The sequence below is a fragment of the Ureaplasma diversum NCTC 246 genome, from assembly GCF_000731915.1.
GTDB classification, from domain to species: domain Bacteria; phylum Bacillota_I; class Bacilli_A; order Mycoplasmatales; family Mycoplasmoidaceae; genus Ureaplasma; species Ureaplasma diversum.
Window position 1 is genome coordinate 1 of sequence record NZ_JFDP01000089.1, and the last position, 12615, is coordinate 12615.

The following is a 12615-nucleotide window of genomic DNA, read 5'->3' on the forward strand; positions in this document are numbered from 1 at the left end:
ACAATCTGGTGGAACTCAATCTACAAACCCAGGAAGTGGTAGCACTACAAGCCCAAGTAAACAAGGTTCTAAAAACAACACAACTAATCCGTCAGCAGGCTCAACTAATACAAATTCTGAAACTTCACCTAAAGATGGAGCAGGATCATCTAGCACTGGTAAGGATTCTACTAAACAAGAAGATAAAAAAATGCAAGGTGATCAACCAGATGCTAATGGTGGCACTGCAGAAAAACCTAAGGATGATGTAGGCACTGAAGCTCCTGATAAACCAAAAGTAGGATCTGGGGATGGTAATACAGGAACTGGCAAAAATGAGCAACCAAAAGAAGGTTCTGGTTCTGATGATAATAAGAAACCAGATGAAAATGCCGGGTCTGGAGAATCAAATAAACAACAATCTGGTTCAGATTCAGAAAATGGTAAAAAGGCAGACTCAGATACTAAACAACCAACACCTGATTCAAAAGAAAGTGAAATGAAACAAAAGCCAGGAGAAACAGATACTGAAACTCCTAGTCCAAACAATGGGGAAGCTGGCAACGATACAACTCCTAAAAACCAAGAACAACCAGATAAAAAAGAAACTGATCAAGATACATTAGATAAAAAGAAACAAGATGCTAAAACAAAGGTTTCTAGTTCTGTTTATTTATTAGAAGATGATAAAAAAGCTCTAATAAAGAAAATTGATGATATTAATAGTAATGACCAAGTAGCAAAAATAGAAGAAATCATTAAAGAATATACTGAAAAAGAAAATGAAAGAAAAGGTAAACTAACACCAACTTCAGCTTCAATTCGTTTAGACGGACCTAATAAAGATTGAAATTATCTAAATTTCCAATTCAAAACTTCTAAAGAAACATTTGAAAAAATAAAAACTAAGAAATTCAAAATGCTACTTGATATAGTAGGTTTTAATAAAGGGCTTTATGAAGAAGAGGATGACTCAGCTAGCCTTTCAGCAAGTGATAAAGGTCCATTTATAATTGGAAAAGAATTAAGCGATGGTTCTATGCTAGTTGTTATTGAAACGTATAAATACTATAACGAGTCAACAGGAGCTCCAGAAGGTAAATATAAGCTTATAAATTTGTGATATATGGAAGATAATAAAAAAATAGAGTTATTAAACCAAGCATCAAAAGAAATTGAAATAAAATATAAGAAGGCTGCAGCTTAATTTATAACGATTAAATAACCAAAATTAGAACACACCAATTCATGATGTGTTCTAATTTTTAATTAATAAACTATTTAGATATTACTTATTGAGAGTTCTTTTTAGATGCAAATATATCTTGATATTTATTAGGATATAACCAACTTAATCGTTTAACATGGTGATAGAAAGATTGTTGGTTAACTAGATCTTCATTACCATAGAATGAAGTTAGTTGGTTATCAGTTAACATAAAGTAATCTCTTGATCGATATGGATTGATCATATCTCCATCACCTGCTACATTTACTCCAGTTAGTTTACCCTCGTGATCATATACAAAAGCTCCAGAAGAACCTGCTGCTAAATCTGTGTTCTTTTCTCAGAAACCAACCATAATTGGTATAAATGATGCTCCGTCATATGGTACATCAAAACGCATATTAACGTGGTGTGCTAATAAATATTCACGATAACGACGGATTGGGCGATCACTATTTGCATTTCTAGGTGCATCTGCATTAGCAGATTGTTCATTAGGGAATGCTGCTAAGTAGAAGTTTAAATTAGAGCTTGGAGTAAAGTTGTATTGTTGCTTACTTAATTCAAGACTTGGTAGATTTTTTCAGTTTAAAATGAAATCAACAACAGCTTTTTGTTCTTTAGTTAGTTTCTTATTTTTATAAGTATATTCTTCTAGCTTCTTTTTAGCTTGTTCAGCAAAATTAACAAAGAATCAACTAACATCAAGTTCTGCTACTGAAAAGTCAAGTTTAGAGTAATAACGAGCATTTCTAAATCGATTATAACTAATATCTTCATTTTGATTATCTTTCATATAATGAAGTCTATTAATTGGATCGATATAATCTCTAACTAATTTAACAGTAATTGGATGTTCACCATAATCAAAGTGGACGCTATAACTATTTGGATCTTTTGATAAATTTCTTTCTGATTCTTTATATCAATCATCAGGATCAGGCTGAGCAGGTTTTTGATTCTTATATCTTAGTTTCCAATACATATCAAATACATTTGATTTATCCGGATTATCATTCGTATATAGAGGTCGTTTTCTATCAGTTTCATCTCTACTAATCAATGTAGGTGTGTTTAATAAAACATCTCCACCTAAATCAATTTTTTGATATTCAGTTGTTGGTTTATAGAAACGTCTAATAACAACATCTCAAATATGTCAGTTTGTACCTACATAATATCTATGGTCATTATCATCATTTGGTTTGACTTTACCAATCATATTTCAAGTTCCATCGAAGTTTTGATTCAGTACAAAAGTTCTTTCACGTGCAGCTTGAATTCCTTTTGAGTTATCTTCAACAAATAAACGTTTTGTTGAATTTTTCTCATCAGGTGTCTTATTCTTTGATAAATCATAATGATTAACAGAAACTTCATTTAAACCATGTGATAATGCATCAACTGGTTTTTCATTAAATGATAATTTAGTACCACCTAAATAGTGAACATAAAAATCACTATTACTTACAAATACAGATTGATTAGAAGCTAAATTATGAGCAGCTAAAGAGTTGTTAATTTCTGCGTCTTTAGCTTTTATTTCTAGACTTAAAATATTGTTTTCTAATTTCAAAGCAAATTGAACTTTTTTAATAATTTCTTTTCTAATTAATGATTGGATAATAGTAGATTCATTTTTATAGTCTAAAATAAAATCTACATTGCTTAGTTGTTTTTGTTTAAGTAATAATGCATAAGGGACATTGATTCTAACTTTTGAGTTAGCTGATTCATATGAAGAAAGTCTAGTATTTAAATTTAATGGTTTAGAGTTTGGATCTAACTCAAAGACAAAACTAAACATTACATTTTCTGGATCTAGATCTTTAAGATTAGTAAATTTAGATAGATCTTTATTTAAAGTAGCTATCTTTTTAGATTGATTAATATTAAAAATTTGATTAGATAATAATTCTTTACCCATTAAAACATTATAAGCAAGCACTTTATTATCTTTAATAAGTTCTACTTCTTTAGCTGATGAATAAATTGTTGAAGATGTTGATTTCTTATCAAAGTAATAATTAACTAATGCATTAAAGTTAGAACTTGAATAAGGAATTTGGTTATGCTCTGATGTTTTAGATAATAATTCATTTAGGGCTTGACTATTTAAATTTAGTTTTTTAGTTAATAATCTATTAGCACTATCTAAATTAACTTCTTTGTTTTCTTGCTCTGAAATTAAACTTGTTAAATTAGCTTGTTGATATTGTTGATTAAAACTAAATTTAACATCTTGATCATTTAAATTAACATCGATTTCAGCTGAAGTTAAATTAGGTTCAACTACTTTAATAGAACTTAGTTCATATAAAACATTACTAAAGATATTATTAATTGCAAATTTTCATAAATCTTTATAGTTAACTACTAATTTCTTAACAGTTATATGATCATTATTTTCATCTGCTTTAGGTTTAAAATTAAATACAAATTGTTTATTTAATAGGTTTAGATCATTTTGGTTTGTTTTTAAAATAGCTGATCCATATAATTGATTGTTTTCTGTATAAAAACTAAAGTTGATTAATTCAGGTTTAGTGCTTGGTTTAAGGGTTGCTAAATACTCAGGGTTGTATTCTAAATCAATGTATTGATTATCAACTTTAATTGTTGTTAACATAAATTGATGAGAAAGATTAACTAAATCTTTTAGATCAAAAGTAGCTTTTTTATTGCTTATTTGAGCTGTTAATACTTTAGATGTCTTAACTGCAGGGTTTAATGATCTTAAGTTGATTTGAACAGATTTATCATTGTATTTATCATTAAAATCAACAATTAGTTGATTACCATTGAGAGATACATCTTCTGGAGTTAACTCTTTATCTTCTTTATCAGATGAACTTATTAGTAAACTCTCGTTAAAATTAGCAACACTCTTATCTAAATTACTAAAATAAGATGTTTGACTACCATATTTCTTAACCAAATTTTCTTTAGTAAATAAACTAGCATCAGTTTCTATATTACTATTATCTTTTTGATAAACTAATGTTGTTTTATTTCTTAATAAACTATTTAAACCATTAGTATCACCAACAACTACATTATCAGCAAATGGTTCTAATTTTTTATCATTTTTAACTATATTAGTTAATGTTTTATTATTAGTATTATTGTTTAAATTAATATCAATTGGTTGGTTTAAATTAATAGTTTGTGCTTCTTTATTTTCTTCAAAAACTTGGACTTGAGCTAACTCATATACTACTTCTTTTGATAAGTTAGCTAAACTTATAGTAACTTCATTATTACTAACTGTTACTTTATCTGAAATAATCTTATTATTTTTATCGTTCTTAGGGTGTAGAACTAAAGCAATTGTTTTGTTATCTAGATTATTTACTTTGAAACTTAAATCATATTTATCATTATTTAAACTAACTTGTTTTAGTTCAAAAACAGGGTTATTTTCTTGTTGCTTCTCAATAGTTTTAGCTATTTCAGTTTTACAACTGGCTGCTATTGTTGATCCTAAACCAATAGTAAGCAAACAAGCAACACTTATTATTCTCTTCTTATTTTTAAGCATAATTAATCCTTAATTTGCATTAATAAATCTAGTTTATTACAGACTAAATAAAAAACACTAAAAGACATAACTAAAGCAAATAAAAAAGCACAAATGTGCTTTTAATTTTAATTAAATCCAACTAAACTAGCTATTACAAATTGATCAGCATATGAAATTGATAGAGTTAAATTGTCCTGATAAATACCTTTTAAATATACTAACCGACAATGCTCTGTTTTTTTAATATATATTTGTTTATAACCATAAGTAAGTTTAAAAGCTTTCATAACAGCTTCTTTGCACGCAAAAGTGCTTGCAACATACTTAACTTTTGCTTGATCAACCAATTCTAAATAATGATCATACTCTTGCTGTACCATAATTCTTTTAGCAAAAGCTGGATCATTAAATTCATTTCTTGTTAAATTAACAAGATCGATCCCATTAATTATATTCATTCTTAAGCTCTTGTTCGATATCATCAAGATTAGGTAATGTTTTATTGTTGACAAATGATGTCTTAGGATCGTATTCTCCTTTACCTAGTTTTTGAATACAATCACGCACACTTTTTAGTTTAGATCATAATATTTGATTATCACTTTGTAGTGTTTCTAATTTAGCTAAAGCAGTTTGTGCACTATTTAATTGGTCTTCAAGTTCAGATAAAAAGATAGTGATATTATCAATAAAATCATCAACAGTTTTTGGGTCATACCCAGCACTATTAATTGGTAATTTTTTCTTAAGATGTTCATATTTAGAACTAATTTCATTAGCTGATTTAAAATTGTATTTAGTCATATCTAATTCCTTTGTATTAGTGTAATAGTACTAATTAGATTGGTAATAAAGTTGGTGGGTTAAATTAACTGATGGTAGAATGCTTCATTTTACTGTTTCTTCTACAACTGGTTTATTTACTTCAACTTTCATTGGTTTAATTGGTGCTTGTTTTGCAGCATAATAAATGTTAATAGCTCCTGCAACTATTCCAACTAAAACATTAATACCGATTGCAACCGCTCCTAAGATTGCAAACATAGCAGCTCCACCTGCTATTTGTTTTTGTTCATGTTTTAACAACCGCATAACTATTTAAAAGAATGGGGATCCAACATTAAAGCTTGATGTAGTTGGATAACGATTTAATCTTGTATAAATCTTAGGAGCAGGATTATCTAATAAATCGCGTTTTGAATAAAGTGGATTAGGATTGTTCATATAAACAATTTGAGCAGCTAAATTAAAAATACTGGAGACACTATCACCAAACAAACTGCCCAAAATCATTCCACCCCATAAACCCATTGATTTAGCTTTTGCAGCCCCACCAATCGATTCTAATTTTAAGTGATGATTTAATTTTTGCATATTTTTTCAAATTCCTTTCACTAACTTAATTAGTAAAAATGCTTAAGAATTTGAATCATTTTGTTTTTTTAATTCAAGAAATGGTTTAAAATGGTTCTTAGTAATTTTTTCTAAAATACCAAACCCTTTTTGATCAATGATTTGGTGTGCAACACTTTTTATCTTTAAATTCCACGCCCCAAGGGGTAAATCAATACCTAATTTAGTTGATAAGCTAAGCATTGCTTTTAAAAAGAACCCTCTTGCAATCATACTTGCAATACTTACACATAAATAATAACTTTCAGCTTTAGGCACTAAAACATCAAAGTTTAAAGAATTTAGATTAGCTGCTTTTGCATACTTATTAAAATTAGTTTGTGAACAATATGCATCTAATACTAACCCAACATTTGATGTAGGTATTTTAGTTTTTAATTCATTAATTGCATTTATATGTAAACTTGTTTTAAGAATGTGCATATTTTGATATTTAGCTATTTGTTGATTATATTGAACTGGACTGTAGTGTTTAATACAATAAGTGGTGTTTTGAACTAAAGTATCATAACATTCTAAAATGTATTGATCACTAATTTTTTTAGAATCATTAATGTTTAGATCTTTAAACTTATTTAGTTCATCTTTATTTAAAGCAACTGCACATACAACAATTCCCCCAAAGAAATCTCCAATCCCTACTTCATCAGATCCAATTAATACATCAAATTGATTATATAATTCTTGCTCACTTACTATATCTATCTCTTCTTGTTGTTTAATATATTCATTTTTTAAGAAGTTGTTTGATAAATAAGTAGCTAGTTTAGGATTATATTTATTGACTCAACTAATTCATAAATTAATATCTTCTGAACTTATATATAATGTGTTATTAGTATATATTTGGATTAATGTTGTTTTGTATTTAAAACTATAACTAACATATTCATTAGTTGAGTCAATAAAGTATTTAGAATGTAAACTAATAATTTGTTCTAGGATTTTAGAATCGACTTTTTTAATACTTAAATGTTGCACAGATTCTTTTCCCTTCAACTAAGAAGCTAAAACTAAATAGCTTTTAGCTTATAATTAATTATCTTTAAATTATACAAGTATCTATTCTATTCCTTATTAAGATTATTAATAAGTGGATCATTAAATGATTTAATTGAAAGTATTAATAATGATTAAAAACCAACTATTAAACCAACAACTAGAATTAGCTAAGTCTAAAAGTGAAGCTGATAGTATTCCAAAACTTAGAGATAGTAGTGCTCAATATATAGCTAATATGATTAATTCTAAACAATATCAATCATATTTAGAAATTGGGACAGCTTATGGGTTTAGTTGTTTGTATATGGCTACTTTTTGTAGTAGTTTAAAAGTAATATATTCACTAGAAAAAGATTTAGAAAAACATTTAGTAGCTAAATCGTTTTGTGATCAATTTGACTGAATCAAATTAATTAATATTAGTTGTTTTGATTATAGAAGTGAATATAAATTTGATGTGATTTTAGTAGATGGACCAAAATCAAAACAGATTGATTTAGTTGATCAATACTTAAATTATCTTAATAGAGATGGATTAATGATAATTGATAATATTTATTTAAAAAAGATATCTAGTTTAACTAAATTAACTAAAAACCAACAAAAACTACTAAATGCTAATCAAGCATTAGTTGATTATCTAAAAACTAATATAGCTATTAATGTTGAATTTGTTGATCTAGATGATGGGTTAGCACTAATTACATTTAAATAACAATTTTTAGCACTCTTAATTGACAATTGCTAAATTTTATTGTATACTTTTACTATCTCTATTCGCAAACATAATAAGAATTGATATTGATTAGTAAGGAGTATATATACATGGCTAAAGAAATTATTTTAGGAATTGATTTGGGAACAACTAACTCTTGTGTTGCTATTATTGAAAACAAGAAACCAATTGTTATTGAAACACCAGAAGGAAAAAGAACAGTTCCATCTGTTGTCTCTTTTAATGGGGATGAAGTTTTAGTAGGAGATGCTGCTAAGCGTAAACAAATTACAAACCCAAATACAATTTCATCAGTTAAACGTTTAATCGGAACAGATCAAAAAGTTACAATTCTAAACAAAGCATATACACCTGAAGAAATTTCAGCTAAGATTTTATCTTACATCAAAGATTATGCTGAAAAGAAAATTGGTCAAAAAGTTCAAAAAGCTGTGATTACAGTACCTGCTTACTTTAATGATGCTCAACGTCAAGCAACTAAGAATGCAGGAACAATTGCCGGTTTAGTAGTTGAAAGAATTATTAACGAACCAACTGCTGCTGCTCTTGCTTATGGAATTGATAAGATGGATAAAGAACAAAGAATTCTTGTCTTTGACTTAGGTGGAGGAACGTTTGATGTATCTGTGTTAGATATGGCAGACGGAACTTTTGAAGTATTAGCAACAAGTGGGGACAACCAACTTGGTGGGGATGATTGAGATGAAGCTGTAATCAACTGATTACTAAAATCAATCATTGAAGAACACAACTTAGATTTATCTAAAAACAAAATGGCAATGCAACGTTTAAAAGATGCTGCAGAAAAAGCGAAGATTGAATTATCAGGAATTAATACAACAACAATTTCATTACCATTCATTGCAATGGATGAAAGTGGTAGTCCTGTAAACTTTGAAAAAGAACTAAACCGTGCTACTTTTAATGATTTAACAAGACACTTAGTTGAAAGATGTCGTAAACCAGTATTAGATGCTATTGAACAATCTAAACTATCATTAAATGAAATTGATCAAGTATTATTAGTTGGTGGTTCAACAAGAATTCCAGCTGTTCAGGATTTAGTAAAAGAATTAACTAATAAAGAACCAAACCGTTCATTAAACCCAGATGAAGTTGTAGCGATTGGTGCTTCAATTCAAGGTGGAGTACTTGCAGGTGAAATTGATGATATTTTATTATTAGATGTTACTCCTTTAACTTTATCAATTGAAACAATGGGTGGGGTTGCTACTCCATTAATTAACAGAAACACTAAGATTCCAGTTTCTAAATCTCAAGTATTCTCAACAGCTGTTGATAACCAACCATCTGTTGATATACGAATTGTACAAGGGGAACGTTCATTAGCTGCTGATAATAAATTATTAGGGAACTTTGAATTAAGTGGAATCGAACCAGCACCTCGTGGTGTACCACAAATTGAAATTAAGTTCAACATCGATGCTAATGGTATTATGTCAGTAACTGCAAAAGACTTAAAGACACAAAAAGAAAATACAATCACTATTAAAGATTCACAAGGTTTAAGTCAAGAAGAAATTGATCGAATGATCAAAGAAGCAGAAGAAAACAAAGAAAAAGATGCTAAAGTAAAACACGAACGTGAACTTGTTAACCGTGCTGATAGTTTAATTTCTCAATTAAAACAAATTACAAACGATGAAAAGATGCCAGCTGAACAAAAAGCTAATTTTGAAAAAGAAATTGATGAGTTAACTAAGTATAAAGATGGTGGAGATTACGAAAATTTAGAAAAGAAATTAACTGAAATCGAAAACCTACTTCAACAAGCTGCTCAATTTGCAGCTCAAGCACAACAAAGTGGATCATCAAATTCAGCTGATGATGTAACTGAAGCAACTGTAACTGATGAAAATGTTGATTCAAAAAATAAAGAAGATAAAGCAAACTAATAACTAAATTATGATTCAAATCTAGAAAGGTCTATATAACTTTTCTAGATTTTTATTTGTTATTAATATTAGTTAATAAATTAACTAAATTACTAAATTAATTAATTTTTATGGTTTAATATAACTCCTATTCTTATTTAAACAAATGCTATAATTAAAAAATAGCTAGCTTTAATTATCTAAATGAAAAGATAAAATAGTATTTAGTAAAATACATTAAACAAAGGAGCAAGATATGAAAATAAGAAACAAAAAACGATTTGTTGGATTATTAATTAGTGGATTAGTTTTATCAACTGCAATGATTAGTTCAACTGCAGTTGCTTGTTCACAAATTGCTTCTGATCAAAACCCAGTTCAACAAGTAGATAACAAACAAGAAACTACAAACAATGTAACTGGTTCTAATACTAAAAGAGTACAAACAAAGTTTGTTAACAAAAATCAAAAAGCTAAAAAACAAGCTAATCAAAATAAAGCATCTAATCAAACTATTAACCAAATAGTTGATGATTCTGAACAAGATATTGCTCCTAGAAAACAAATATCAGTTAATAACAAGATTGAACCTAAACAAGAAGATATTAAACCTTCAAATCAAGATTCTAAAGTAATAAATCAAGATCCTTCAAAAGAGAATATCACTGTTAATCAAACTAATCATCAAAATAATCAAAAAGTTAATAATTCAAGTTCATTTGAACCTAAACAACAAGATAATGAACAAAATAACAAACAAGATCAAATTCAAAACCAACAAGTTTATGAAAATGCTGCAATTAAATCAAATGAAACAATTAAATATTTAGCGGTTGGGGATTCAGTAACAGCGGGATATAATGGTGAAGTTGGGTTTGATCTTCGTGGTGAGATGAATCAAGATAAATCAATTTCTGGATTATCATTTCCTGCTTTTGTAGCAAACTATTTTAATACGATTGAACCTAATAGAGTTAGTAGTTTCTTAAATTTAGGATTAACTGGTTCAAAAGTTGATGACTGATTGTATTTTTTAAATGAAGCTGATGCTTCATATTTATCAAGATTAAATCATAAAGCTAATTTCTTTAAAAAATTAAAAGACAGAGATACTAATTCAAAAGCTTTATATAAAAATAAATTAGATCCCTATTTTAAAAATTTTGGATTGAATTTAAACGATACTTCAAAAATTTCATCAAATTATGATAAAAGTCAATTTAGTGGATTAGTTAATGCTATTAAAGATGCTAATTTAATGACGATTACCTTAGGTGCTAATGATTTTACACAAACAATGAACATCAATTTAATAAAAGCGGTGTTTAGTGCAAAAACTCAACAACAAAAGCTATTAGCTTTAGAACAACTTAAGTCTCATTTAACTCAAATCTCAAGAACCATCCAAAACAACTTAGAAAAATTAATAAAAGCTCTTAAAAGAATTAATCCAAATCTAAACATTAACTTAGTTGGTTATCCAATGCCATTGCTAAGATTACAAAACATCATTAATGAATTTGCTAAACTAGAAAATAAAAAACTAGGAAATGAAATTTTAGCTGTCTTAAATCAAACAATTAAAAAAGCAGCTTTAAATACAAATGTTAACTTCATTGCTGTTAATGATGAAGATGATTGAAATCAAAACAATGATCAATTTGCTAAAGCTATTTTTGATATCCATCCAACAGAATATGGTTATAAGAAAATGGCTCAAGATTTAGTACTAAAACTTAGTTTAGGTGAAAATTATAGTTCACAAAAAGATGCTAACTTAGCTAAACAATTAGTTAATGCTTGAGATCAAGCATACTTTAGTAAAGATAATAATAGCTTTAAGCAAACAGTTGCTTTTAATGTTTCTAATGCAACCATCATTAATAAAGTATTAGGTTCAAGAAGTAATGAATTATTATTTAAATTTAATAATTTACAAAATGATAGAAAAGTTCGAGAATTCTTTAAAGATAAAAGTAATGCTGCAGAATTTATTAAATCATGAATATCTGAACATTTAGATTTAATTCCACAACTCGTTCCTGAGTTTAAACAATTATTAAGTGCTAATAAGAATGGATCATCAACTGATCAGCAAATGTTAGCTAACCTTAACAAAGAAATATTGACATATGTAATATTAGAAACTGATTTTGTAGATAAAGCAATTGTTAAGATTCAAGATGAATTTGATAGTAAAGATTTAGATAAAAATAAAAAAGCTGGTACTCAAGTTATTACATCAAAATTATTATTAGATGTCTTAAAAGTAAATTTATTAAACGAAAGTACTATATTTAATATTTTAAAAAAGGTTTGTACAGATAGTCCTTTTGCTAAAGACAAGTCTAAATTAAAACTAATTCTTAATAATTTAATAGGGCAATTTTTAACTCCAGAGCGTGCATTACAATTATTAGACAAATATGCTTCTCAATCAAGCGGAGTAGGTAGTTTTTTAGTAAGTAGATCAAAGAATCAAATAGCTAAACCAGAAAACTTAAAGAAAATCATTGAATTCTTTGTTGATAAATTATTAGAAAAACCTAACCACTACTTTAATAAATCTAAATCAATCCAGGAATTAATTCAAAACATAATTTCTGAGAATCCAATTAATGTCCAACAACTTGTAGCTAAACTTCTTTTCTCTAATTTAGCTTCAGGAATATTCAATTGATTCAAATCATAGAATCAAAAATTAAAATCAGCCTTTTGGCTGATATTTTTTATTCATATATATATATATATATATATCAAAAGGTATAATTAAATAGTTCAAATATCTTGGAATAATTTTTTGAAAAAGTCTTGCTTTTGGTGATTCAACACAAGGGGG

General features: G+C 27.6%; 10 protein-coding genes. 4 read left to right on the forward strand and 6 right to left on the reverse strand.

Annotated features, from left to right (window positions below; translation table 4 throughout):
- The coding region (locus UDIV_RS04635; protein ID WP_038103616.1) for a hypothetical protein at window positions 1–1186 on the forward strand (1186 nt) is incomplete at its 5' end.
- A gap of 85 nt (window positions 1187–1271) precedes the next feature.
- Here the strand turns inward: UDIV_RS04635 and UDIV_RS03925 are convergent.
- From UDIV_RS03925 to UDIV_RS03950, 6 genes are all read right to left on the reverse strand, one after another.
- Window positions 1272–4748 carry a hypothetical protein gene (locus tag UDIV_RS03925; RefSeq protein WP_038103619.1) on the reverse strand — a complete coding sequence of 1159 codons (3477 nt, stop codon included), beginning with the start codon at window positions 4746–4748 and terminating at the stop codon, window positions 1272–1274.
- A gap of 107 nt (window positions 4749–4855) precedes the next feature.
- On the reverse strand, window positions 4856–5188 hold the full coding sequence (locus tag UDIV_RS03930; RefSeq protein ID WP_038103621.1) for a 4'-phosphopantetheinyl transferase superfamily protein: 333 nt from the start codon (window positions 5186–5188) through the stop codon (window positions 4856–4858).
- Entirely contained in the window at window positions 5175–5534 is a 360-nt protein-coding gene (locus tag UDIV_RS03935) for a hypothetical protein (protein WP_038103623.1), read from the reverse strand. The genes UDIV_RS03930 and UDIV_RS03935 overlap by 14 nt, the downstream gene beginning before the upstream one ends.
- 30 nt (window positions 5535–5564) lie before the next feature.
- On the reverse strand, window positions 5565–5822 hold the full coding sequence (locus tag UDIV_RS03940; RefSeq protein WP_038103625.1) for a hypothetical protein: 258 nt from the start codon (window positions 5820–5822) through the stop codon (window positions 5565–5567).
- Window positions 5823–5828: 6 nt separating this feature from the next.
- Window positions 5829–6104 carry a hypothetical protein gene (locus UDIV_RS03945; protein WP_038103627.1) on the reverse strand — a complete coding sequence of 92 codons (276 nt, stop codon included), beginning with the start codon at window positions 6102–6104 and terminating at the stop codon, window positions 5829–5831.
- 42 nt (window positions 6105–6146) lie between these two features.
- Window positions 6147–7142, reverse strand: a complete 996-nt coding sequence (locus tag UDIV_RS03950; RefSeq protein ID WP_081847839.1) for a ribonuclease HIII — start codon at window positions 7140–7142, stop codon at window positions 6147–6149.
- 130 nt (window positions 7143–7272) lie between these two features.
- Here UDIV_RS03950 and UDIV_RS03955 point away from each other — a divergent pair, with 130 nt between their 5' ends.
- From UDIV_RS03955 to UDIV_RS03965, 3 genes are all read left to right on the forward strand, one after another.
- On the forward strand, window positions 7273–7860 hold the full coding sequence (locus tag UDIV_RS03955; protein WP_038103631.1) for an O-methyltransferase: 588 nt from the start codon (window positions 7273–7275) through the stop codon (window positions 7858–7860).
- A 110-nt stretch (window positions 7861–7970) separates the two neighbouring features.
- On the forward strand, window positions 7971–9797 hold the full coding sequence (gene dnaK, locus UDIV_RS03960) for a molecular chaperone DnaK (RefSeq protein ID WP_038103634.1): 1827 nt from the start codon (window positions 7971–7973) through the stop codon (window positions 9795–9797).
- A gap of 235 nt (window positions 9798–10032) precedes the next feature.
- Entirely contained in the window at window positions 10033–12468 is a 2436-nt protein-coding gene (locus UDIV_RS03965) for an SGNH/GDSL hydrolase family protein (protein WP_038103636.1), read from the forward strand.
- The last annotated feature ends 147 nt before the right edge of the window (window positions 12469–12615 follow it).